This window comes from Neoehrlichia mikurensis (assembly GCF_019186785.1).
Lineage (GTDB): Bacteria > Pseudomonadota > Alphaproteobacteria > Rickettsiales > Anaplasmataceae > Neoehrlichia > Neoehrlichia mikurensis.
The window spans coordinates 289369-314742 of the sequence record NZ_CP066557.1 but is presented as its reverse complement, the minus strand read 5'-3'; the positions used below and the strand labels follow the sequence as shown (position 1 = coordinate 314742).

General features: G+C 30.9%; 18 protein-coding genes and 1 tRNA gene. 15 read left to right on the top strand and 4 right to left on the bottom strand.

Annotated elements, in window-relative coordinates; genetic code table 11:
- Nucleotides 1–5: 5 nt before the first annotated feature.
- On the bottom strand, nt 6–611 hold the full coding sequence (locus tag HL033_RS01220) for a COQ9 family protein (RefSeq protein ID WP_255323776.1): 606 nt from the start codon (nt 609–611) through the stop codon (nt 6–8).
- Nucleotides 612–1141: 530 nt separating this feature from the next.
- Here HL033_RS01220 and murD point away from each other — a divergent pair.
- A complete protein-coding gene (murD, locus tag HL033_RS01215; protein ID WP_218194288.1) occupies nt 1142–2491 on the top strand; it encodes a UDP-N-acetylmuramoyl-L-alanine--D-glutamate ligase in 1350 nt (449 codons plus the stop codon).
- Nucleotides 2492–3385: 894 nt separating this feature from the next.
- Here murD and tolB read toward each other — a convergent pair.
- Both tolB and HL033_RS01205 read right to left on the bottom strand, forming a co-directional pair.
- The gene (tolB, locus tag HL033_RS01210) at nt 3386–4693 is read right to left on the bottom strand and encodes a Tol-Pal system beta propeller repeat protein TolB (protein ID WP_218194287.1); all 1308 of its coding nucleotides are present in this window, start codon (nt 4691–4693) and stop codon (nt 3386–3388) included.
- Between the two features lie 32 nt (nt 4694–4725).
- A complete protein-coding gene (locus HL033_RS01205) occupies nt 4726–6357 on the bottom strand; it encodes a ribonuclease J (RefSeq protein ID WP_218194286.1) in 1632 nt (543 codons plus the stop codon).
- A 676-nt stretch (nt 6358–7033) separates the two neighbouring features.
- Between HL033_RS01205 and HL033_RS01200 the strand changes: the two genes are divergently transcribed.
- The 14 genes from HL033_RS01200 (at nt 7034) to rpoC (ending at nt 23953) form a co-directional block, all read left to right on the top strand.
- Nucleotides 7034–8314 carry a metallophosphoesterase gene (locus HL033_RS01200; RefSeq protein WP_218194285.1) on the top strand — a complete coding sequence of 427 codons (1281 nt, stop codon included), beginning with the start codon at nt 7034–7036 and terminating at the stop codon, nt 8312–8314.
- Nucleotides 8315–8431: 117 nt separating this feature from the next.
- Nucleotides 8432–8806 (top strand): 30S ribosomal protein S12, encoded by a 375-nt coding sequence (rpsL, locus tag HL033_RS01195; RefSeq protein WP_218194284.1) that lies wholly within the window; start codon nt 8432–8434, stop codon nt 8804–8806.
- 10 nt (nt 8807–8816) lie between these two features.
- The gene (gene rpsG, locus HL033_RS01190; protein WP_218194283.1) at nt 8817–9299 is read left to right on the top strand and encodes a 30S ribosomal protein S7; all 483 of its coding nucleotides are present in this window, start codon (nt 8817–8819) and stop codon (nt 9297–9299) included.
- Nucleotides 9300–9361: 62 nt separating this feature from the next.
- Nucleotides 9362–11395, top strand: a complete 2034-nt coding sequence (gene fusA, locus HL033_RS01185; RefSeq protein WP_218194472.1) for an elongation factor G — start codon at nt 9362–9364, stop codon at nt 11393–11395.
- A 2-nt stretch (nt 11396–11397) separates the two neighbouring features.
- A complete protein-coding gene (gene tuf, locus HL033_RS01180; protein WP_218193899.1) occupies nt 11398–12582 on the top strand; it encodes an elongation factor Tu in 1185 nt (394 codons plus the stop codon).
- 8 nt (nt 12583–12590) lie between these two features.
- Nucleotides 12591–12667, top strand: a tRNA-Trp gene (locus tag HL033_RS01175).
- A gap of 16 nt (nt 12668–12683) precedes the next feature.
- A complete protein-coding gene (gene secE, locus HL033_RS01170; protein ID WP_218194282.1) occupies nt 12684–12884 on the top strand; it encodes a preprotein translocase subunit SecE in 201 nt (66 codons plus the stop codon).
- A complete protein-coding gene (gene nusG / locus HL033_RS01165; protein WP_218194281.1) occupies nt 12874–13431 on the top strand; it encodes a transcription termination/antitermination protein NusG in 558 nt (185 codons plus the stop codon). The genes secE and nusG overlap by 11 nt, the downstream gene beginning before the upstream one ends.
- A gap of 38 nt (nt 13432–13469) precedes the next feature.
- On the top strand, nt 13470–13880 hold the full coding sequence (gene rplK, locus HL033_RS01160) for a 50S ribosomal protein L11 (protein WP_246575350.1): 411 nt from the start codon (nt 13470–13472) through the stop codon (nt 13878–13880).
- 16 nt (nt 13881–13896) lie between these two features.
- Nucleotides 13897–14547, top strand: a complete 651-nt coding sequence (rplA, locus tag HL033_RS01155) for a 50S ribosomal protein L1 (RefSeq protein WP_410522102.1) — start codon at nt 13897–13899, stop codon at nt 14545–14547.
- Nucleotides 14548–14572: 25 nt separating this feature from the next.
- Nucleotides 14573–15055: a 50S ribosomal protein L10 gene (rplJ, locus tag HL033_RS01150; RefSeq protein ID WP_218194279.1), complete on the top strand. Its 483-nt coding sequence runs from the start codon at nt 14573–14575 to the stop codon at nt 15053–15055.
- A gap of 51 nt (nt 15056–15106) precedes the next feature.
- Entirely contained in the window at nt 15107–15511 is a 405-nt protein-coding gene (gene rplL, locus HL033_RS01145) for a 50S ribosomal protein L7/L12 (RefSeq protein WP_218194278.1), read from the top strand.
- A gap of 48 nt (nt 15512–15559) precedes the next feature.
- Nucleotides 15560–19687, top strand: a complete 4128-nt coding sequence (gene rpoB, locus HL033_RS04510; RefSeq protein WP_246575298.1) for a DNA-directed RNA polymerase subunit beta — start codon at nt 15560–15562, stop codon at nt 19685–19687.
- Between the two features lie 48 nt (nt 19688–19735).
- Complete coding sequence (rpoC, locus tag HL033_RS04505; RefSeq protein ID WP_246575296.1) at nt 19736–23953, top strand: DNA-directed RNA polymerase subunit beta'; 4218 nt, start codon at nt 19736–19738, stop codon at nt 23951–23953.
- A gap of 302 nt (nt 23954–24255) precedes the next feature.
- Here rpoC and HL033_RS01135 read toward each other — a convergent pair whose 3' ends face one another.
- Nucleotides 24256–24879 carry a ribonuclease HII gene (locus HL033_RS01135; protein ID WP_218194277.1) on the bottom strand — a complete coding sequence of 208 codons (624 nt, stop codon included), beginning with the start codon at nt 24877–24879 and terminating at the stop codon, nt 24256–24258.
- Nucleotides 24880–25374 lie beyond the last annotated feature (495 nt).

Here is a 25374-nt window from a genome sequence, read left to right as displayed (position 1 = left end):
AAATTTCACGTTAAATATATTATTATCCGTGTAAAATTTTTTATACGTGATTTAAATTTATGGAATGCTAGTATATTATTGATACGTTTATCTACAAATGATAAGGTATTGACATGATTATCAGAGAAATCATTTATGAAATATATTAATGTAGATATGTAAATTGTGCCTAGAGTTAATCTTTTAGTATAATAATTGAAATCTGTTGATGTATCTCCTGATATATACCAAATATTGCTACTTATTCTAAATACGCACTGTGTTGCAAAACAGATATTATATGGAGAACTGAAAAAGTATAGTATACTTTTAATTAATTCCCTAAAATTTGGTAATGTCTCATAATATAATAAACATAAATTTATGCAGTGTTTAATTTTGTCACGAGTTTTAAAATTTTTGATATTTTCAGTATTTTCAAAATTAAAAGTAATAAATTTTTCTAATTCTGTATGCATATAGGTTATAACATCATTAATACCGTTAGCAAATTTGCAGAAGTTGTTAGGCATATTTAACTGTGTACATGCTTTAAATAAAGTATCATCACTAACACCGTAAAAAGGTATTAATGCGATGGTTCTATTACTAATTAAAGAGATATCTTCCATAAAGTTACAGTATGATAAAGTTATTGATATAATAGCTGATTATTTTTTAATTTTAAAGAAATGTCTAAATAGTTATTATAATTTTGAGTATATAATTTACATTATTTTGTATGTTAGATAATTGTTAAATATAAAACCTATGTGATAAATCAACTAAAGGTTTATTGATATATGTTTTTGTGAAGTATTTGTAAAATACTATTATATGTTTTATGTGTGAGCACCATAGGGTTATTTTCTAATTTAGTTAGGATATCTTGTATTGATCATATGTAGGAGATAAGCACTAAAGGCTGGTATTGATCATATGTGGGAGATAAGCACTAAAAGCTGGTAGATAATATGTTGAGTAAAAAAATATTCAAAAGACCCATATATCGTTTTGTTAATCTATAATTTACATTTAGTATGTTACATTTACATAGAGATAGTCAACTAAAAAGTTGCTATTGATATATTTATTTTATGCAAGTGTTTATGGAATATTGCTATATACTTATCTTATACGGGACTATTATAGTTTATGCAATATGATTTTGTTACCGCATTATAATGGAAAAAAAGTAGCAGTTTTTGGATTAGGCATAACAGGAACTTCCGCAATGAAATCTTTGTCTTTAAGTGGGGCACAAGTATTTTTATGGGATGATAATATATCTGTATTAAAAGATATGGAAATGTCAGTAAACTGTTGCTGCATTAATCCTAATGAATATAATTGGAATGAAATTTCAAGTTTAATTTTAAGTCCTGGAATATCTTATTTTGGAGATAAACAACATTGGATTGTTAAGTTAGCAAAATATCATAATTGTCCTATAATTTCTGATATAGAGTTACTTTATCAAGCACAGAAAAAATCAAAGTTTGTTTGCATTACTGGTACTAATGGTAAGTCTACTACAACTGAATTAATAGGGTGGATTTTTAAATGTGCTAAAATTAATGTTGCAGTGGGGGGAAATATAGGCAAAGGTGCTTTAACACTTGATCCTGATGCAGAGATCTATGTGTTAGAATTGTCTTCTCAGCAGATAAGTTTATTAAATGTTATTAATATAGATGTTGCTGTATTACTTAATATTACAGCAGATCATATAGATATTTATGGCGATATGATAAATTATACTTCGGTAAAAATTAAAGTACTAAATTATAGTAAATTATCTATAATAAATTATGATAATGATATTACTAATGCAGTATTTAGAAATATTACGGGTAATAAGATAGCATTTTCTTCTACTGTTAAGTTAGATGAAGGGATATCCTTTATTGATGATTACTTATATGTAGGAGATAAAGCACTGAAAGTTGGTAAATTATGTGTTAATAAAAAGAGTAATTTAGAGAATTTTGCTGCTAGTTATGCTGTTGCAAAACATTTTGGTGTATCAGATGATGTAATTATTAGTGCTATGGAAACTTTTAAAGGTTTAAAACATAGAAATCAGTTAGTAGGAAAGATGCATAATGTTTTTTTTGTTAATGACAGTAAGGCAACCAATGCTTCTGCAACTAAAAGAGCATTAATGTCTTATCAGAATATATATTGGATTGTTGGTGGTAGAAGTAAAGATATGGGAATTTCTGAATTAAAAATATATTTTGATCGTGTTAAAAAAGCCTTTTTAATAGGTGAATCAATAATTAAATTAGAAAATGTAATGAAAGATTATGGTATAAGTTATATTAAATGTTATAATTTAGATATTGCAGTTCAAACTGCGTATGCATTTGCAATAGAGGATATGCAAGAAGCTGTAATATTATTATCTCCAGCTTGTTCTTCTTGGGATCAATGGAATAATTTTGAAGAACGAGGCAATAAGTTTTGTGAATTAGTACAGGAACTAATAGCGGGTGGAGATATTACTTAATTTATTAGGGTATCTTGATTTATGATTCATTATGGTGCCACTATAAATTAACTTTAGATTCTATGGTAAAGTGTTGTAGTAAAATCTAAATGTTAAGATTATTTAATAATTTAGAGTGCTATATTAACGATTATGGAGTATTAATGTTATTGATTTTAGTCATATAGAATATGCATGAAGTAATAATATTATGCATATAAGTACTGGAAAAATTTAATACCTGCAAGCCAGTATACATTTAATAATGTGTGAAGAACAGCGGACAGAATGCTTTATTATTTTACAATGAATAATTCGAGAAACTTGAACATAACTCTATACATACCTTGCCAAAATAACATGATGTACCATAACTCTTGCCTTCAAAACTAGAAATATTCATGCTAACTTTATACTTGCTTATAAGGGCATAGGTTTAATGTTATGTTTAATTAATTTTATAAGCTTAACTTTAAAATTTTGAGCATTAACATGAAAGGTATGTAAAACATTTCCTATTAGCTTATGTATTAACCAACTCTGTAAGATATGAAAATACAACGCTAATGTCAAAATACTTACTGTAAATTTTGAAGGCAATTTGTGCAAGATATAGTGCGTTATCAATTTTATTGCATATGTGCTAATAAGTATTACCACCCTTGATAACTCAAGCAAGTTACCGACTTGATATGTAAAACTACTATTATTTAAGTTAAAGATCTTATATCCTAATATCTTTGCACTAGTGTAAGTACACAAACATTTATTTATAAAATATTTGCGTATCTTTTTATAAAGATCTTGCAACTTTTGTGCGGTAATAACCATTAAATAAAACAATAACAACACTATTAAATATATTGCATATATTATACATCTATGCAAGTAATAATAGTATTATTATTATCTAATTTAATTAGACCAATGCGCGCTAGAAGCGTTAGTTGGGGTGTTTATTACTTTTTTATTTATACCAGTTAAATCTATAGACATAAGCCTTGATTGAAGATAAGATTTTGCAGATGGATGATCTTGTTGTGTAAAAAGAATAATTCTTCCATTAGGGGACCATGTTGGGCCTTCAACTATGTAGCCCTCTGCTAATAACCTTTCTGAGGTCCCATCTGGTTTTATAACTCCTATGTAAAAATTACCAGATAAAATTTTAGTAAAAGCAATCCAATCACCCCTGGGAGACCATACTGGTGTTGCATATCTACCTTTGCCAAAACTTATTCTATGCTGATTTTTACCATCAGCATTCATTATATATAATTGTTGTGATCCATTCCTATCAGAGTTAAATACTATAAACTTTTTATCGGGAGAATATGATGCAGATGTATTAATGAATTTATTATCTGTTAACTTACTCACTTTTCTATCCTTAACAGTAATAGAGTATATGTTTGTCTGTCCATATATAGATTCTGATAATAGTACTGATTTTCCATCAGGAGAAAATCTTGGCGAGGAACTTATCCCATTAAAGCTTCCTAATATAGTTGATGATCCAGTATTCAAGTTTTTTATGATAATTTTTCCTTTATTTTTAACGTAGGTCATATATACAATATCAGTGCCACTAGGGGAAAATCTTGGTGTTGATAGAAAATTATATCCACTTGTGAGATAAATATTATTCTCACCATCTTGATCCATTATAGCGATTTTTCTTGTTCTTGGAGATAAAGTTTCAGCAATATATACTATTTTGGTATTAAAATAACCATCCTCACCAGTAAGCCTGTGATATATGTTATCTGAAACAGCATGTGCAGCACGTCGCCAATTTGTTATAATAAAAGTCAAAGATTGACCTGAAAGTTCTTTACTGAGAGCAATGTCCCATATACGAAATTTAACTTCTATTTTATTTTGCTTATCTTCTTTAACGCTTCCAGTAATTAATATATCTTTTTTTAATATTTTCCATAAAGATGAAGTTGGCAATGCTTCAGAATTAATATTAAGGTCATTTACGTACTGAGTAACCACATCAAATATTCCGGTATTAACTAAGTTATTTTTTATTACCTTTATAATGTTTTGCCCAATTTCATTTTCAAGATTTGTTGTAAAGTGAAAAGGAACGATTCCTATGGAAATATTTTCTGTGTTTCCTCTAGTGATATCGATTTTAAGTTTGCTATACGATTTATTAGGAGCAGCACTTAATGCTGTCAAAAAGAATAATAACAATAAGAAGCGATGGAACATAGTTTTTTTGTAGTATATTTATTCTTTACCACTTATAGCAAGTATTCTATTTGCACTTCAATAACTGGTACATTTTGTATATCATATTTTAGAGCATTGAAAACTATGTTTTTAATATAACTTTTAATATTTTGTACTTTATTTGCATAAAACTTAGAATTTATTGTTTTAATTACTTTTTTTATGAGTGCTTTATCTTTTATTTCGTCTAATACTCCAGGTGCAATGATAGATGGGTCTTTGAGTAATTGATTTTTTTTATTCATAATGAGTATTATAATAATAATACCTGCATTTTTCATTTTTCTACGCATTGACATTACTTTACCTTCAGGATGATGGAAAAAGTGGCCATCAACGCCAAAGTAACCAGATTGTACGGAATCGATTTTTTTGCCTAATACTATGTCAATAACATCTCCTGGGTTAGGAATAACATGATTTTTTATACCGCATTCTTGTGCTACTTTTGCATGTTCATACATGTGTATGTATTCTCCATGAACTGGTATGCACAATTTAGGATTGGTAAGTGAATACATTGTAATAATATCATCTCTTGAAGGATGGCCTGATACATGTACATGATCCATAAATTCTGTTATTACTTTAACGTTCATATTAACAAAACGATTAAAGACATTGAATATTCTCTTATCATTTCCAGGAATAATTTTAGACGAAAAAATAATTGTATCTCCGCTTTCTAACGTAACCATTCTGTGAGCATTATTTGATAATTTTGCAGTTGCTGCAAGCGGTTCTCCTTGACATCCTGTGCAAATATAAAGTACTTTATTTTTTGGCAATTGTCTTGCTTGTTCCTGGGTTATAAAATCTGGCACATCATTTAAATACCCGCTGTCTTTTGCAACTTGTACAATTCTGATAAGAGATTTTCCTAAGATGACTACATGTCTATCTAGTTGTTGGGATATTTTAATAAATGTATAAATTCTGGCAACATTAGAAGCAAATAAAGATACAGCTACTCTTTGAGTACTATTTTGTATTATATTGAACAAGCTATTATATAAATCCCCTTCTGATCCAGACTTTCCTTTAGTAAATATGTTTGTTGAGTCACATACAACTGCTAATAGTCCATTCTTGCCAAGCTGTTTAAGTTTTTCCACATTAGAGGTAGGACCAATGACAGGCGAGTTATCTAATTTCCAATCTCCTGTGTGTAAAATGCTTCCTACATTAGTATGAATAGCAAGCGAATGCATTTCTGGTATAGAATGTGTCATATTTATAAATTCTATGGTAAAGGGCTTAAGAACTAGTTCTTGAGAAGTATTCACTTCTTTAATTGGAACTTCTAAAGAGAATTCTTTTAATTTTGATTTAAGAAATATTGCTGTAAATCTTGTTGTATATACTGGACATCTTAAATCTTCCCATAAATATTGTACCGCTCCAAGATGATCTTCATGAGCATGTGTTAGAATAATACCAAGTAAATTTTTACGATGTTTTTTTATAAAACTAATGTCAGCAACAATCATGTTAATGCCTGGCATAATTTCGGTATCAGCGAATCCTGCGCCCAAATCAACCATTATCCATTTTTCTTGAAAATGGTATAGAGTAACATTCATACCTATTTTTCCTACTCCACCTAAAGGTATGAATAAAAAACTATCTGCATTAAAATTCATGTAAATATCAAAAAATTAAATAAGTTAATTATTTTTTAGGATACCACATATAATTTCCATTACAAACAAAAAACATTTAATACATAATTTGGTATAAATACTTCTATTCTTGTATTAATATGGCATATTATGCCTATAATGGGGAATTATTAAATTAATTAGTGAAATTAACCTAATATATTTTAATAGTATTTTTAATGTATTCAAATGAATACTTTTTATTGCTTTATTGCAATTGGCTTGTAATTATTAGTTCTGCAAAATAAGCGCTTTATGTAATATATTAAGTGTTAGCGTAATAAAAGAGAAGAAGCGATAGGTTAACTAGGTTGTGCTTATTTGTATGTTGACTAAGAATGATAGGTATCATTTTTATAACTGAATTCGTTAATTCATCAATATTCTGCTATATAGAAGAATCTAGGGTTTATAAGGAAGCAAAATTGCAGGTTTTTATTATGAAGATAATGAAATGTTTTATAAATTAAGATTTATTAGTTAAAAAACTTTGATAAAATCAAAAATTATTGATGTTTAATACATTAAATAATAGTGCTAAATATATTGTTGTTTGTTGTCTCATTGTGATATTGAGGTTGCATTTGATTATTTAATATTAAAAGTAATAATTTTTATTAATCTAAAGATGTAATGAATTATTTATTAATGAGGCTTTATGAAGGTGTTAGCATTTTTATTGTCTTTAATGATATATTTTTCTAATATGTATGTCAAAGCAGATGTGTTATTTGTGTGGTCGCAGGTAGTAAGTAATAACAATTTAAGTGTTAGAGCAATAATTTCCGCAGAAGATGATTGTCCAAAAATTAATGTTGATTCCAAAATAAGAAGAATGAGTGTTAGAGCATTGCCTGTATATAATAAAAGTGCAGTTTTTAATAATAAAGTATGTGAAGCGGTGATATCTAATACTGCGAAGATAATAAAAGTAAATACTAATATAGTACCTGCTATTCCCAATAAAATAAAAAAAATTGCAATAATAGGTGATACAGGATGTAGAATATCATTATATTATGAACAAAATTGTAAATCGCAAGATAAATGGCCATTAGAAAGAATTTTATATCAAGTATCACAACATAATCCTGATTTAGTGATACATGTAGGAGATTATTTATATAGAGAAAAGAGTTGTAGTGACAATACAAAATGTAACAAAGGAGTGTATGGAGATAATTTTAATACTTGGAAGCTTGATTGGTTAGATCCATCTAAATTATTATCAAAAAAGGCACCTTTTATATTTGTACGAGGCAATCATGAAGATTGTAATAGAGCTTATAGGGGATGGTTTAGGTATTTAAGTGCAAGTTCTTTTGTTGATGTAGATAAGGCATTATGTAAGAATATTGTTGATTCTTGGATTTTTACTCCAAAGCAATTAGGTATAGGTGATCTGAATTTTTACATATATGATTCTTCAAATATTAGTGAAATGTTATTTTCTAAGCAAGATATTAAAAATGTTAGAAGCAGGTTTTTAAATAAGTTACACCATGAATCTCCTATGTGGCTGTTAACACATCGTCCTTTGTGGAGTTATATTGAAAGAAGAAATGTTCCGTATTATGGGAGTTTATTACAAGTGAAAGCTTTTAGTAATCTTTTACCTAGAAATTTATTGGCAATAGTCTCTGGACATGTTCACATAGGGCAAATATTAAGAATGAAAATGAAAGATAATATTGTAACTCAAATAATAGTAGGTAATAGTGGTACTAAACTTGATAATGTAAAATTATTAAAGATGCATAATGTAAAAATTGGCAACTTTATTGCAGATAGTATTCAAAGTGTTAAAAACTTTGGGTTTACAATTGTTAATGTAAATACAAAATACTCACATGTAAAGTATTATGATGTAAATAATAATGAGGTATATCAATTAAAAATATTAAATGAAAGTATCGCAAAAAAAATATCATGTAAGTAAATATAAATAAAATATTAAATTATGTATTGACTGGAATCGATGATTATTTTATAAGTAATAGTATTTCTATTATTTGAATCTGGGATAGTATTTTTTATTAAATAAGGTTGTTGATGTATGCCTACTATAAATCAATTAGTGCGTAATCCTAGGAAGTCTCGTGCTTCTGTGAATAAGGCACCTGCTCTTCAGCATAATCCTCAAAAGAGGGCGGTGTGTGTTAAGGTTTATACCACAACTCCTAGAAAGCCTAATTCAGCGTTGCGTAAAGTTGCTAGAGTAAAAATATCTGGTTATGGGAATGAAGTAATAGCTTATATACCTGGGGAAGGCCATAACTTACAGGAGCATTCAGTGGTTTTGATTAGGGGTGGTCGCGTAAAAGATTTACCAGGTGTACGTTATCATATAATTCGTGGTGCATTGGATACTAAAGGGGTAAATGGTAGAAAGAAATCAAGATCAAAATATGGAGTTAAAAAGAGTAGCTAAATGGTAGTATATGTCACGTCGTCGTAAGGTTAATAGAAGGATCATAGTTCCTGATTCAAAATATAATAGTGTGTTATTGGCGCGTTTTATAAATGTAGTAATGCGCTGCGGTAAGAAATCTTTGGCTGAAAAGATAGTATATGGTGCTTTAGATTTAGCAGAGTCTCGTTTTGGTGAAAGTGGTATTACCATTTTTAATAATGCTTTAAATAATGTTATGCCGCAAATGGAGGTTCGTTCTCGTAGGATAGGTGGTGTGACTTATCAGATTCCTGTTGAAGTAAGGGAAGATAGATCTATTTCATTGGCATTAAGGTGGATTTCTAGAGCTGCGTGTACAAGTAGGAAGCGTAGTAATAAGACGTATATGGAATGTTTATGTCACGAATTATTAGAGTCTTGTAATAAGCGTGGTGGAGCGTATAGAATTCGTGAAGAAAAGTATAAAATGGCTGAAGCTAATAAAGCTTTTTCGCATTTTAAATTTAATTAAATAAACAGAAAGAGGAATAAGTGGGAGATAGTTGTTTATCTAAATGTAGAAATATAGGTATTATGGCTCATATAGATGCCGGAAAAACTACTACTACGGAGCGTATACTTTTTTATACAGGCAAACAAAATAGAATAGGTGAAGTACACGAGGGTGCTGCTTCAATGGATTGGATGGAACAGGAAAAAGAACGTGGAATCACTATTACATCTGCAGCCACAACATGCTTTTGGAATAATCATAAGATAAATATTATTGATACTCCTGGTCATGTTGATTTTACAGTAGAGGTCGAAAGATCGCTTAGGGTATTAGATGGAGCAATTGCTGTTTTTGATGGTGTAGCTGGTGTTGAACCTCAATCAGAGACGGTGTGGAGGCAAGCTGACAAATATAATGTTCCTAGGATTTGCTTTGTGAATAAGATGGATAGGGTAGGAGCAGATTTTGATAGATGTGTTGATATGATAATTCAGAAGCTTGGTTCTCGTCCCTTAGTTTTACAGTTGCCAATAGGTATTGATAAAAATTTTATCGGAGTAGTAGATTTAATAGAGATGCATTCTATTATTTGGGAAGAGGATTCTCTTGGAGCAAAGTTTACATATCAGGGGATTCCTGATGATATGCTTGATCAAGTAAAAAAATATAGAGCACAGCTTTTAGAAAATGCTGTTGAATTTGATGATGAGGCAATGAAATTATATTTTGAGGGAAGTGATATACCTGTTTCCTTGTTAAAAGGATGTATACGTACAGGTGTAGTTCAGTCAAAATTTGTTCCTGTTTTATGTGGTTCTGCTTTTAAAAATAAGGGTATACAACCTTTATTAGATGCTGTAGTTGATTTTCTGCCTGCACCTGATGATGTTAATATGATTGAAGGTAGTAATGTTAAAAATTTAGATGAAATGATATCTATAAAATCTTCTGTAAATGAGAAGTTTGTTGCATTAGCTTTTAAAGTTATGGCGGATAAATTTGTTGGTAGCTTGACTTTTATAAGAATATATTCTGGTAAATTAACAAGTAAAATGTCAGTATTAAACTCTATAAAAAATACTACAGAGTCTATAGGAAGAATTTTATTGATGCATGCTAATAACAGAGAGGATATATCGGAGGCAAAGGCAGGAGATATAGTTGCTTTGGCAGGTCTTAAGAAAACTACTACAGGTGATACTTTATGTGCGGTAGATTTTCCTATTATTTTAGAGCGGATGGATTTTCCAGAGCCTGTAATGGAGATAGCAATAGAACCTAAATCCGCTGCTGATCAAGAAAAAATGGGAGTGGCATTAAGTAGATTGGTTGCTGAGGATCCTTCATTGAGAATGTTTATAAATAATGAAAGTGGTCAAACAATCTTAAGAGGTATGGGTGAATTGCATCTAGAAGTAATAGTTGATAGGATGAAGCGAGAGTTTAATGTATTAGCTAATATAGGAGCTCCTCAAGTCGCATATCGCGAAACTATTACAAAGTCTGTTGAAGTTGAGTATATTCACAAAAAACAAACAGGTGGAGCTGGTCAATTTGCTAAAGTTAATATATTATTTGAGCCATTATCTCCAGGATCTGGGTTTGTTTTTGAAAGTAAAATTACTGGAGGAGCGATCCCTAAAGAATATATACCTGGTGTGCAAAATGGGTTAGAAATTGCTAAAGAAAATGGTGTAATAGCGGGATTCCCGGTAATTGATTTTAAGGCTACTTTATTTGATGGGGCTTTTCATGAAGTTGATTCAAGTCCACTAGCATTTGAATTAGCTGCTAAAGGTGCGTTTAGAGATATGATGAGTAAAGGTGGATCCATATTACTTGAGCCAGTTATGCGTGTTGAAATTATTACTCCTGAGGAATATATGGGTGATGTGATAGGAGATGTTAATAGTAGGAGAGGTAGAATATTAGAGATGCAAGATCGTAATAATGCTAAATTGATAACGGCTTTTATTCCTCTTGGAAAAATGTTTGGATATGTGAAGGATTTGCGTTCTGTATCTCAGGGGAGGGCGCAGTATAGTATGCATTTTGCCTGCTATGAGCAAGTTCCTGATAATATAGTAGTTAATGATATAAAAAATAAGGTATAAAAATGACAGATACTAGGAAGCCGCATATTAATGTAGGTACGATAGGGCATGTTGATCATGGGAAGACGACATTGACAGCTGCACTAACAACAGTATTAGCAAAGAAATTAAGTGGAGCTAATAAGGTAGTCAAGTATGATGAGATAGATAAGGCTCCTGAGGAGAGGGCGAGGGGTATAACAATATCCACTGCGCATGTAGAATATGAGACAGAGGGTAGGCATTATGCGCATGTTGATTGTCCTGGGCATGCTGATTATATAAAGAACATGATAACAGGGGCTGCGCAGATGGATATAGCCATATTAGTAGTATCTGCAACTGATGGGGCGATGCCACAAACGAGGGAGCACATATTATTAGCGAAGCAAGTAGGAGTTAAGGACATAGTTGTGTGGGTAAACAAGTGTGATGTTGTTGCGGACAATGATATGTTAGAGTTAGTAGAGATGGAGATGAGGGAGCTATTAACAAATTATGGGTATCAAGGTGATAGTATTGACATAATAAGAGGATCAGCAATAAAGGCGTTAGAGGATGAAGGAGCTGATGGTGAATGGAGTGATAAGATAATGGAGTTAATGGCTGCATTAGAGAAAATAGATTTACCATTAAGGGAGAAGGAGAAGCCATTTTTAATGTCAATAGAGGATGTATTTTCAATACCTGGAAGGGGTACTGTGGTAACAGGTAGGATAGAGAGAGGAGTGATAAGGATAGGTGACAAAATAGAGATAGTAGGGTTAAGGGATTTGCAGAGCACGGTATGTACAGGTGTTGAGATGTTTCATAAGGCATTAGGTGTAGGGGAAGCTGGTGACAATGCTGGTATTTTATTAAGAGGGATCAAGAAAGAGGATGTAGAGAGGGGTCAGGTATTAAGTATGCCTGGGCAAATACGTTCATATAATGGATTTAAGGCTGAGGTATATATATTGAAGAAAGAGGAGGGTGGTAGGCATACACCATTTTTTTCAAATTATCAGCCGCAGTTTTATGTAAGGACTACAGATGTAACTGGTAGTATAAAATTACCTGAGGGGATAGAGATGGTTATGCCTGGTGATAATTTAAGTATAGAAGTAAGCTTAGATAAGGCAGTTGCAATAGAAAAAGGGCTAAGATTTGCAATACGTGAGGGCGGTAAAACTGTTGGGTCTGGTATTATTACTGAAATTTTGGAGTAAATGAGAATGGGAGTGTAGCTCAATTAGGTAGAGCATCAGTCTCCAAAACTGAAGGTTATAGGTTCAATTCCTATCGCTCCTGCCATTTCATAGGTGTATACATGATAAGTATTATTAGTAAATTTTTGGGGAGTGTAAAACATGAGGCTCTACAGGTTTCGTGGGCTTCGAAGAATGAAATTATGATGTTTTTGTTAATAGTTATATTGGTGATTACTTTTGCGTCTATTTTATTTTGTTGTGTGGATTTTTTATTTTTAAAATTAATTAAGATAGTACTTGAGGTAATTTATGGAATGTAGTGATGATTATAAATGGTATATTATTCAAGTATTGTCTGGAAATGAAGAAAGGGTATCTCAGGTTATTATAGAAAGAGCTGAGCAATTAGGGTTTGCAAATGATTTTTCTGAGATTTTTATTCCATATGAAGAAGTAACTAAGACTAAGCGCAACAAGAAGGTAATTGTAAAAAGAAAGTTGTTGCCAGGATACGTGTTTTTATTAATGAGGTTAAATAATGATACTATGACTCTTATTAGAACTATACCTAAAGTGTCTAATTTTCTTCTTAGTGATGATTCTGGATTACCTAAAGTGATTTCATTTGATGAGATGGCATCAATGCGTCAAAAAATGCATCATGGGGTTATAGCTGATGATAATAAGGGAATAGATTTTGAAGTAGGAGATGAAGTAGTTGTAAATGATGGGTTGTTTCAAGATTTTACAGGTAAAGTTGAATATGTAGATGATGATAAAGAGATAGCAGGAGTAAGTGTTATGATATTTGGTAGATTAACTAAAATAGAATTTAAATTGCAGCATATACAAAAATTGGAGGGATAGTGGTGAGTAATGAAAGTATTCTTTCAAAGATTAACTTAATGATACAAGCTGGTAAAGCTAGTCCAGGGCCAAAAATTGCTTCAGTATTAGGGCCACGAGGTATATCAATGCCTAAATTTTGTAAGGAATTTAATGAAGTAACAAGTGGTGATGGGAACCAATATAGTATTGGTGATATGGTGACTGCTAAAATATGTATTTATGCTGATAAAACTTATAAATTTACTATTACTGATTCTCCAGTATCTTTTTTGTTAAAAAAAGCTGCTGCAGTTGAAAAAGGGTCTGCTGATCCTGGGAAGAATAATGTGGGAAAAGTAAAGATATCAGAAATTGTAAAAATAGCGGAGCGTAAGATGGTTGATATGAATGCTGATACTTTAGAAGCTGCAATCAATATGGTAAAAGGTACCGCTCATTCTATGGGTATAATTGTAGAAGAAAATTAATAATAAGGGAATTAAGATGTTAGTTTATAATGATTGCTATGAAATTAAAGAAGGATTAAAAAAGCTTATAGAGTGTTCTAAGGCAAAATTTTGTGAATCTGTTGATGTGGCAATTAAGCTAAATATTAATAGTTCTAAGGCTGATGAACAAATTAGAGGGGTTGTTGTTTTACCTAAAGGATTGGGTAAAGAAATTAAAGTTGCAGTTTTTGCTAATGGTGAAAATCTAAAGCTTGCTGAAAGTTCTAATGCTGATATTGTTGGTGATGAGGATTTAGTTGAAGATATAAAAAGAAAAAAGAAATTAGATGTTGATTGGTGTGTTGCAACACCGGATTTTATGCCTAAGATTTCTTCCATTGCCAAGATTTTAGGACCAAAAGGATTGATGCCAAATCCTAAATTCGGTACAGTTACCTTAGATATTGCTAAAACTGTAGGTGTAATAAAGTCTGGTCAAATTAAGCTTAAAGCTGATAAAGGTGGTATTATACATGCAAAAATTGGAAATGCTGCGTTCGTTATAGAGGATTTATTAGATAATTTTAATGCTGTTGTTGATGTGATAAGGCAATTAAAGCCTATTACTGTCAAAGGATTATATTTTAAGAGTGTATTTATTAGTTCAACTATGGGAAGATCTTTTAAGATAGTAAATGTCGGTTAATTTTTGATTATGAGAGGTATTGCAAGTGAAGCGTGATGATAAAAAACAGCACTTAAATAATATTGAAAATATATTTATACAGTTTAAAAGTTTTATCATTGTGAATTTTCAGCATATGACTGCTGGGGATTTTCTTTGTTTGAGGAAAGAGCTAAAGACTGCCAGTTGTGGATTGATTGTTACAAAGAATAGCTTAGCATGTATTGCTTTGGAGAAATTGGGCAAGGAAGAATTAAAAAGTAAGTTTATTAATTCTATATTTGTTGTCTATTCAAATGATATTATAGTTATATCAAAGATTATTGTTAATTTTATAAGTAATAATAAAAATAAGATTTCTCTAGTGTGTGCATATGATAACAGTCAGATGCTATCTCGAGATAAGGTTGTTTACTTATCTAATTTGCCATCTTTAAAGGAATTGCATATGCGGATAGCAAATTTAATATCTTATAATATTCCTGTAAGGCTAGCGTTATGCTTAAAAGCTTTAGGTGATAAAAATTAATGTTTTAATTTATATGTAGGTTGTATTTTAAATAATTTGGGGTTATTAATTATGAGTAGTATTGATATGGATAATTTAGTTGAGCAAATTTGTAGTTTAGATTTATGTAGTGCTGCGCTGTTAGTAGAAAAAATGGAAGAAAAATTAGGATTCCCTAAAGGAGGGTTATTAATGGCGACACCTTCTGTTAGTGGAGTAGTTTCAAGTAGTGAATCTGCTACTGAGGCAGAAAAAAAAGAATTTATTATTATGTTTGATGGTTATGTTCCAGAGAAAAAGATAGCAGTTATTAAAGCTGTAAGAGAGTGTACTAATCTTGGATTAAAAGAAGCGAAGGATTTTGTTGAACAAGAAGGATCTAAGGAATTGAATGAAGGTAAGAAATATAAAAAAGATGAAGCAGAAGAAATTAGGAAAAAGTTGGAGGATGCGGGTGCTAAAATTAGCATTAAATAACGAGACGTATATAAATTGTATTTTTGTTAATGTTTTTGAGGGATTTTGATGTCTTCTTCTGTAACATCACAGTATGTATTGAATTCTTTTGATGTAGTTCCTAGGCTTTCTTATGCAAAGTCAATAGATATTAAGGATTCTCTTACTGACTTAATTAAAATTCAAAGAGATTCTTATAATGCTTTTATTGGAGTAAATACAGATGCGGAAAGTGGAATAAAAAATATTTTTCAGTCTATGTTTCCTATACAAGATTTATTAGGTAGGGCTGTTCTTGAATTTGTAAGCTATAGCATTGGAGATCCGCAATATGATGAGCATGAGTGTATTAAAAGAGGTATCACTTTTTCTGTGCCAATACGTATAGTATTACGTTTTATAGTATGGAAAGTACAAGAAGTATCATTTAAAGAAGTCAAATATGTAGTTGACGAAGATACATTGGAAAAAAGTGTTAAATATATAAAGGAGCAAGAAGTTTCAATTGGTGAATTGCCTATTATGACTTCATATGGAACTTTTATTATTAATGGTATAGAAAGAGTCATAGTATCACAGATGCATAGGTCGCCTGGTGTGTTTTTTGATAATGATAAGGGTAAAACTTATAGTTCTGGTAAATTAATTTACTCAGCTCGTATAATACCATATCGTGGTTCTTGGTTAGATTTTGAATTTGATATTAAGGATATACTGTATTTTAGGATAGATAAAAAAAGAAAATTGCCTTTATCTTATTTGTTAAGGGCGCTGGGTATGTCTAATAATGACATTTTGAGTACTTTTTATAGTACAATTCGATATGTAAAATGTGATAAAGGATGGAAAGTTCCTTTCTTAATAGAGCGATTTAAAGGAATAAGACTTTCTTATGACTTAGTAGATATAGAAGGTAATGTTTTAGTGAAAGCTAATACAAGAATTACTTTAAGAATAGCAAAAAAGTTATTTAATGAAGGTCTTAAAGAATACGTGGTTCCATTTTCTGAAATAGTAGGATTGTTTATTGCTAATGATTTAATAGATGTTAATAGTGGTTCTACTATCATTTCTGTAGGGGAAAGTATTACTGCTGAGCATGTGAAGCAATTAGAGTTACTTGATGTTGGTGAAATTGATGTTCTCAATATAGATTTTTTAACGGTTGGTCCATATATTTTAAATACATTGTTTTTGGATAAAAATATATCTTATGAAGATGCTCTTTTTGAAATATATAAAGTTTTGCGTTCTGGTGAGTCACCAAGTTTAGAGGCAGTTAAATCATTTTTTAATGGGCTGTTTTTTGATAAAGATAGGTATGATTTATCAGTTGTTGGAAGAATAAAATTAAATGGACATCTTGGATTAAATGTTAGTGATGATATAACAGTCTTAACTAAAGATGATATAATACATGTTGTTAAAAAATTAGTTTTATTACGTGATGGAGAAGGTATTGTTGATGATATAGATCATCTTGGAAATAGAAGAGTAAGATCTGTAGGTGAATTTATAGAAAATCAGTTTAGGGTTGGTATATTAAGATTAGAAAGAATGATAATGGATTATATGTCATCAGTTAATTTTGATAATGCAATGCCTTGTGATTTTATTAATCCCAAGATTTTAGCTACTGTTCTAAAGGACTTTTTTAGTTCATCACAGCTTTCACAATTTATGGATCAAACTAATCCACTTTCTGAAGTAACTCATAAGCGTAGGTTATCAGCTTTGGGTCCAGGAGGATTGACAAGAGAAAGAGCTGGATTTGAAGTTAGGGATGTGCATCCAACACATTATGGGAGAATTTGTCCTATTGAAACCCCAGAAGGGCAAAATATAGGATTAATCAGTAGCTTGGCTATCTATGCTAGAATTAATAAGTATGGGTTTATTGAAAGTCCATATAGGAAAGTTGACAATGGTGTTGTAACAGATAATGTTGAATATTTGCTTGCTATGCAAGAGGGTAATTATTATATAGCGGATGCAAGTGCAGCTCTTGATGAGAATAATCGATTTATTGATGATATGCTTTATTGTCGGCATGGCGGTGATTTTGTAATGGTAAAAAGTGAAGAAGTAGATTATATAGATGTATCACCTAAGCAAATAGTATCTGTTGCTGCATCGTTAATTCCATTTTTGGAGAATAATGATGCAAATCGTGCATTAATGGGATCAAATATGCAACGCCAAGCAGTGCCTTTATTGAAAGCAGAGGCTCCATTAGTAGGTACGGGCATGGAGGCAATTGTTGCAGCAGGATCGGGAACTGTTGTTCTTGCAAAACGCGATGGTATTGTTCATCGTGTTGATGGATTGTATATAGTAATTCGTGCATTTGATAAAGATAAAAATGAATATTTAGGGGTTGATATTTATAATTTACGTAAATTTCAACGTTCTAATCATAATACTTGTATTAATCAGAAACCTTTAGTTAAACCGGGAGATTATGTTAAAGTAAATGACGTTATAGCCGACGGATCTGCAATTGATAAAGGAGAATTAGCATTAGGCAAAAATGTCCTTGTAGCTTTTATGTCATGGCAAGGTTATAATTTTGAAGATTCAATAGTAATCTCAAGTGAAGTTGTAAAGAGGGATATGTTTACTTCTATACATATAGAAGAATTTGAGTGTGTAGTAAGGGATACTCCTCTTGGTCCAGAAAAAATTATGAGATCTATTCCAGATGTTAATGAAGATAGTTTGTGGCATTTAGATGATGTTGGAATTGTTAATGTTGGAGCAGAAGTATCCGCAGGAGATATATTAGTTGGTAAAGTAACGCCTAGGCCACCTGTTTCGTTGCCGCCAGAAACAAAATTGTTAGTAACAATTTTTGGTGAAAAAGTATTTGATTGTGTAGATTCATCTTTATATCTTCCACCAGATGTTGAGGGAACTGTTATAGATGTGCATGTGTTTGTACGTAGAGGGGTTGAAGAAAATGATAGATCATTGCTTATAAAACAAAATGAGATAAATGGCTTTATTAAGGAGCGGGATTATGAAATTGATGTTGTAAGTGAATATTTTTACGATGAATTGAAGAAATTGTTAAATCATTGCGATTTTAAAAGTAAGGGTTATGATACCTTAGATAAATTTTTGGAAGTACTTCCAAAAAAGGAATGGTGGAATGTTTCACTTAATGATGCTGTAATTTTAAAACAAATTTCAAAAATGAAAGAAAAGTTTGATTTAATGGTAGGTGACGCTAATCGTAAATTTGATCAAAAAATAGAAAAATTAAATTATGGATATGATTTGCCACAAGGTGTATTAACAATAGTTAAGGTATTTGTTGCAGTAAAACATAATTTGCAGCCAGGTGATAAAATGGCTGGTCGTCATGGGAATAAAGGGGTAATTTCAAAAATTGTTGCTGTTGAAGATATGCCTTATTTAGAAGATGGTACACCTGTTGATGTTATATTAAATTCTTTAGGTGTACCATCTCGTATGAATGTAGGTCAAATATTAGAAACTCATTTAGGATGGGCGTCAGTTAATTTAGGTAAAAAAATAAGTGCAATACTTGATAATCTTGAAGAATTATCTGTACAGCATTTAAGAGACTTTTTGTGTAAAGTATATAAAGGGCAAACATTAGAGAAAAACATTGCTTCAATGAGTGATGAAAATCTTATAATGTTTGCAGAACGATTGAGAAAAGGAATACCTATGGCTGCTCCTGTATTTGAGGGTCCTAAAGATGCTCAGATTTCTGATTTATTGCAGTTAGCTGATTTAGATATATCAGGACAAGTTGATCTTTATGATGGTAGGCTAGGTGAGAAGTTTGATCGTAAAATAACAGTTGGATACATATATATGTTAAAGTTACATCATTTAGTTGATGATAAAATACATGCTAGATCTGTTGGTCCTTATGGTTTAGTGACGCAGCAACCTTTAGGAGGGAAGTCGCATTTTGGTGGACAGCGTTTTGGGGAAATGGAATGTTGGGCTTTGCAAGCTTATGGGGCAGCTTATACTTTACAAGAGATGTTAACTGTAAAATCTGATGATATTGTTGGTAGAATAAAAATTTATGAATCAATAATTAAAGGTGATAGCAATTTTGAATGTGGTATACCTGAGTCATTTAATGTTATGGTAAAAGAATTACGTTCTTTATGTTTGAATGTTGTCTTGCAGCAGGATAAGGAATTAACAGAATGATACAAGTACGGGGTATAGAACAGCAAGTTAAGGAAGGAGAGTGAAAGTATGAAGTTATTGGATTTGTATGGTTATACTAATATAGCACAGTCATTTGATAAAATTTGCATATCTATAGCTAGTCCTGAAAGTATTAAAGCTATGTCATATGGTGAAATTAAAGATATTTCTACTACTAATTATCGTACATTTAAAGTAGAAAAAGGTGGCTTGTTCTGTCCTAAAATTTTTGGTCCTGTCAATGATGATGAGTGTCTGTGCGGTAAATATAGAAAAAAGCGTTATAGAGGTGTTGTTTGTGAAAAATGTGGAGTTGAGGTAACTTCTTCAAAGGTGCGAAGGGAAAGAATGGGTCATATAGAGCTTGTTTCTCCAGTAGCGCATGTTTGGTTTTTAAAGTCATTACCATCACGTATAGGTGCGTTATTAGATATGCCTCTTAAGTCAATAGAGAGCATACTTTATAGTGGTGATTTTATAGTAATTGATCCTATAGCTACTCCATTTTCTAAAGGAGAAGTGATTAGTGAAAGTGTATATAATCAAGCAAGAGATCTTTATGGAGAAGATAGTTTTGTTGCTTTAACGGGTGCTGAAGCAATAAGAGAATTACTGATAGGATTAGATCTAAATGCAATTAATATAAATTTGAGAAATGAGCTTGAATCCACTACTTCAGAAATAAAGAGGAAAAAAATAGTTAAAAGGTTACGAATTGTTGAAAATTTTATTAATTCTGGAAATAAACCAGAATGGATGATTTTAACAGTTATTCCAATATTACCTCCTGATTTAAGACCTCTTGTATCTTTAGAAAATGGTAGGCCAGCTGTTTCTGACTTAAATCATCATTATAGGACTATAATTAATCGTAATAATAGATTAGGTAAGCTTTTAAAATTAAATCCTCCTGCGATAATGATACGTAATGAAAAGAGAATGTTACAGGAAGCAGTAGATGCTCTTTTTGATAGTAGTCGACGTAATTATATCTCTAATAAGGCTGGAAGTGTAGGTTATAAAAAATCTTTAAGCGATATGTTAAAAGGTAAACAAGGTCGCTTTAGACAAAATCTTTTGGGTAAAAGAGTAGATTACTCTGGGAGATCAGTAATAGTTGTTGGTCCAAATTTAAAGCTAAATCAGTGTGGATTACCAAAAAAAATGGCTCTAGAGTTATTTAAGCCTTTTATTTGTTCTAAGCTTAAGATGTATGGGGTTGTTCCAACAGTAAAGTTGGCTAATAAAATGATTCAAAATGAAAGACCTGAGGTGTGGGATGTATTAGATGAAGTAATACATGAGCATCCTGTATTACTGAATAGAGCTCCAACTTTGCATAGATTAGGTATACAAGCATTTGATCCATTATTAATAGAAGGAAAGGCTATACAACTACATCCTTTAGTGTGTAGTGCGTTTAATGCTGATTTTGATGGAGATCAAATGGCTGTTCATATTCCACTATCATTGGAAGCGCAGCTTGAAGCTAGAATATTAATGATGTCTACAAACAATATTTTAAGTCCGTCTAATGGTAAACCAATAATAGTTCCTTCTAAAGATATAGTCTTGGGGATATATTATTTGACATTGCAAGATAGGTGCAATGATGATGACGAAGTATTGATGTTTGCTGATTTTAGTCATGTAGAGTATGCATTAAGTAATAATATTGTGCATATATGTACAAAAATTAAGTATAGAATGAAATATTATAATAGTGACAAAAGTGAGTATACGAAAGTTATAGAGACTACACCTGGTAGGTTGATATTATGGCAAATTTTTCCGTGTCATGAAAGTTTAAGTTTTGATTTAATAAATCATGTTCTTACAGTTAAAGAAATTACTTTTATAGTTGATTTAGTTTATAGAAGTTGTGGTCAAAGTGAGACTGTTGAATTTTCTGATAAATTGATGTTTCTTGGTTTTAAATACGCGTCGCAATCAGGAATTTCTTTTGGATATCAGGATATGATAATACCTGATACTAAAACAGCTCATGTGGAAAATGCGAGAGAAAAAATTAAAGAATTTTCTATACAGTATCAAGATGGGTTAATTACTCAAAGTGAAAGGTATAATAAAGTTGTTGATGAATGGTCAAAATGTACAGATTTAATTGCTAAGGATATGATGAAAGCGATATCTGTTTATGATTCAAAAAGAAAGTTAAATTCTATTTATATGATGGCACATTCTGGAGCAAGGGGTTCTGCATCTCAAATGAAGCAATTAGCTGGAATGAGAGGTTTAATGGCTAAGCCATCAGGTGAAATTATTGAAACGCCAATTATATCTAATTTTCGTGAAGGATTGAATGTATTTGAATATTTTAATTCAACACATGGTGCACGCAAAGGGTTAGCCGATACAGCGTTGAAAACAGCAAATTCTGGATATTTAACTCGTAGACTTGTTGATGTTGCACAGGATTGCATTGTTGTAGAATATGATTGTAAAACTAAGAATGGGGTTGTTGTAAGGGCTGTTGTTGAAGGTGGTGCAGTGGTTGCTACATTAGATAGTATAATTTTAGGAAGGGTTGCTGCTGTTGATACCTATAATCCTATTGTAGAGGAGTTAATTATTAAGGCCGGAGAATTGATAGATGAGGTAAAAGTAGAAAAAATGAAGATTGCTGGGTTGGATGCTGTGAAAGTAAGATCAGCACTTACTTGTGAATCAAAGAAAGGTATCTGTGCATTATGTTATGGAAGAGATCTTGCAACAGGATATATGGTTTCAATAGGGGAAGCTGTTGGGGTAATAGCGGCGCAGTCAGTTGGTGAGCCTGGGACGCAGCTCACGATGCGTACTTTTCATGTTGGTGGTACAGCAATGAGGGGTATAGAGGTTTCTAATTTGATTGCATTATTAGATGCGAAAATCAAAATAGTAAACAGCAACATTGTTCAGGATAGGAATGGCAATAAAATAGTTATGAGTAGATCTTGTGAGGTTATTCTTCTTGATAATGTTGGTAATGAGAAAATGCGTCATAGTGTACCTTATGGTGCAAAGTTATATGTTAATGATGGCCAGTTAGTTAAAATAACTGAAAAAATAGCAGAATGGGATCCATATACTATTCCGATTATTACTGAAAAAACAGGTATTATTAAATATGTTGATTTAATAGATGGTGTTTCAATTAATGAGGTATTAGATGAATCAACAGGTATATCAAATAGAGTTGTAGTTGATTGGAAGTTGCATTTGCAAGGAGCTAATATTAGGCCAAGGTTAGTACTTGTTGATGATAATGGTGATGTAATTACTTTATCTAATGATTTAGAAGCTAATTATTTTATCCCAATAGGAGCAGTATTAAATGTGCAGGATGGTCAGAAGGTACATGCTGGAGATGTGATTACTAGGATTCCTAGAGAATCTATTAAAACTCGTGATATTACAGGTGGATTACCGAGAGTTATTGAGCTATTTGAAGCTAGACGTCCTAAAGAGCATGCTATAGTCAGTGATGTTGATGGGTATGTTGAATTTGGTAAAGATTACTATCGTTCTAAAAGGCGTATTTTTGTCAAACCAGTAGATGATAAAGTTGCACCGGTAGAATATTTAGTTCCTAAAGGTAAGCATACTACTGTTAATGAAGGTGACTTTGTACATAAAGGTGATTTGCTGATGGATGGGGATCCAGATCCGCATGATATACTAAGAGTTTTGGGAGTAGAAGCACTTGCAAATTATATGATATCTGAGATACAGCAAGTATATAGATTACAAGGTGTGCGTATCGATAATAAACATATAGAAGTGATATTAAGACAAATGTTGCAAAAAGTTGAGATTGTAGATCCAGGCGATACTATGTATTTAGTAGGTGAGCACGTTGATAAGGAAGAAGTAGTAAAGATGAATAAGAATTTAGAAGGATCTAATAAGCGTGCTGTTAGCTATATTTCAATATTACAGGGTATTACTAAGGCAAGTCTTGATACTAATTCATTTATATCTGCAGCATCATTTCAGGAAACTACTAAGGTACTGACTGAAGCGGCATTTTCAGGAAAAGAAGACTTATTGTATGGGTTAAAGGAAAATGTAATAGTTGGTAGGTTAATTCCTGCGGGGACAGGGTTTATCATGAATAAGATTAAGAAGTTATCTTTGCTTAATAAGAATGATTACTCTACTTACTATAATAGTGAGCTTAAGGAAATTATAGGTTATGATCTTGAAGATGAAGTGATGCATATTAATAATGATGAATCTAATAGTGACATTGCTGATTATTAATATAGAATAGCTTGCTGTAGTTTTGGTCTAACTTCTTTTTACTTAGGAAGTTATAGTAATTTAAGTGTGAAATATTCTTAAATTGATGACATCATTTTGATGAGATACAGGCATAAGGGTATTTTTATGGTATATAGTTTTGCCATATCTATGTATAGAGTGGATATGAGTTTTTGTGCTATAACTTATAGTTTTTATTTGATACTAAGGTATTTTTTTATATAGTGTTTTCATAAAAATAAAGTTATGTATTATATTAAGCAATGAATATTGAATATATTTTTTAATATAAGAAGTTATTCTTAGGTTTCAGTATATATCCTGGTTATTTGAGATACAGGCATAAAGGTATTTCTATGGTATGTAGTTTTACCATATTTATGTAATGATGAAATATGCGTTTTTGTGCCATAGCCACAGTTTTTATTCCAGTAGTAATGAGGATATTTTGTATGTAGTGCTTTCATGAATTTATCTCTTGTAATTTTTGCGATTATAGATGCTGCAGCTATTGATGTACTGATATTATCTCCATTAACTATAGCTTTTATTTCCCATGGTAAGTTAGGGGTTCGATTTCCATCTACTAATACAAAATCAATTTTTATGTTCATGTTTAATAAAGCTCTTTTCATTGATAAATGTGTAGCATTTAATATATTATATTGATTGATTTCACTTACGCTAGCAAAGCCTATACCGTATTGTGCATATTTTATAATTTCTAAAAAAAGATCTTCTCTTTTTTGTGGAGTAAGTTTTTTTGAATCTCTAATTTCTTGTGTAATATTATTTCTTATTGGGAAAAATACAGCAGCTGATACTACTGGTCCTGCTATTGCTCCATATCCAACTTCATCTACTCCTACAATTACATGTTTGTGTAATAGTGTACTTATTGTATTTTCTATTGAGAAACTAGGCATATCTTTATATGTTTTTAGTATTTTACTTGATTAATAAAAAAGCGTGTAAATTTTTTACATTATAATTATATTACTGTAGCTTATTTTTAATATTACTTGCATAATAGAATGTTTTATTTTGTTCCTGCAATATATAGGTGTTTTAATTCAAAATGTTTTTTTGCAAGGATAATAATATTTTTTGTTGTGTTTAGGTTATTTAATAACTGAAAGGAACAAATTTTTGGGCTCTAAACTTAAAATTATAATATATTTATTATAGAAAAAATATAACATCGGCTAGTATTTATATATTTTAATAATAAAATACTGACATAAAAATATTATATATTTAAACGTTGCTAATGATTATGTATATGCTTAATGGTTTATCAAAGAATATTTTTTATAGAAATTTTAATTATGTGTTGCTTATTATAATAAGACGCAGTAACTATGCGTTTGGTTATTTTTAGAATCTAACATCGGTATTTTTTTTGTTATATATTATTATAT

Excerpts from the sequence above, each read along its gene's own strand:
- HL033_RS01220 (WP_255323776.1), bottom strand. The coding sequence starts at position 611 with ATGGAAGATATCTCTTTAATTAGTAATAGAACCATCGCATTAATACCT.
- murD (WP_218194288.1), top strand. The coding sequence starts at position 1,142 with ATGATTTTGTTACCGCATTATAATGGAAAAAAAGTAGCAGTTTTTGGA.
- tolB (WP_218194287.1), bottom strand. The coding sequence starts at position 4,693 with ATGTTCCATCGCTTCTTATTGTTATTATTCTTTTTGACAGCATTAAGT.
- HL033_RS01205 (WP_218194286.1), bottom strand. The coding sequence starts at position 6,357 with ATGAATTTTAATGCAGATAGTTTTTTATTCATACCTTTAGGTGGAGTA.
- HL033_RS01200 (WP_218194285.1), top strand. The coding sequence starts at position 7,034 with ATGAAGGTGTTAGCATTTTTATTGTCTTTAATGATATATTTTTCTAAT.
- rpsL (WP_218194284.1), top strand. The coding sequence starts at position 8,432 with ATGCCTACTATAAATCAATTAGTGCGTAATCCTAGGAAGTCTCGTGCT.
- rpsG (WP_218194283.1), top strand. The coding sequence starts at position 8,817 with ATGTCACGTCGTCGTAAGGTTAATAGAAGGATCATAGTTCCTGATTCA.
- fusA (WP_218194472.1), top strand. The coding sequence starts at position 9,362 with ATGGCTCATATAGATGCCGGAAAAACTACTACTACGGAGCGTATACTT.
- tuf (WP_218193899.1), top strand. The coding sequence starts at position 11,398 with ATGACAGATACTAGGAAGCCGCATATTAATGTAGGTACGATAGGGCAT.
- secE (WP_218194282.1), top strand. The coding sequence starts at position 12,684 with ATGATAAGTATTATTAGTAAATTTTTGGGGAGTGTAAAACATGAGGCT.
- nusG (WP_218194281.1), top strand. The coding sequence starts at position 12,874 with ATGGAATGTAGTGATGATTATAAATGGTATATTATTCAAGTATTGTCT.
- rplK (WP_246575350.1), top strand. The coding sequence starts at position 13,470 with ATGATACAAGCTGGTAAAGCTAGTCCAGGGCCAAAAATTGCTTCAGTA.
- rplA (WP_410522102.1), top strand. The coding sequence starts at position 13,897 with ATGTTAGTTTATAATGATTGCTATGAAATTAAAGAAGGATTAAAAAAG.
- rplL (WP_218194278.1), top strand. The coding sequence starts at position 15,107 with ATGAGTAGTATTGATATGGATAATTTAGTTGAGCAAATTTGTAGTTTA.
- rpoB (WP_246575298.1), top strand. The coding sequence starts at position 15,560 with ATGTCTTCTTCTGTAACATCACAGTATGTATTGAATTCTTTTGATGTA.
- rpoC (WP_246575296.1), top strand. The coding sequence starts at position 19,736 with ATGAAGTTATTGGATTTGTATGGTTATACTAATATAGCACAGTCATTT.
- HL033_RS01135 (WP_218194277.1), bottom strand. The coding sequence starts at position 24,879 with ATGCCTAGTTTCTCAATAGAAAATACAATAAGTACACTATTACACAAA.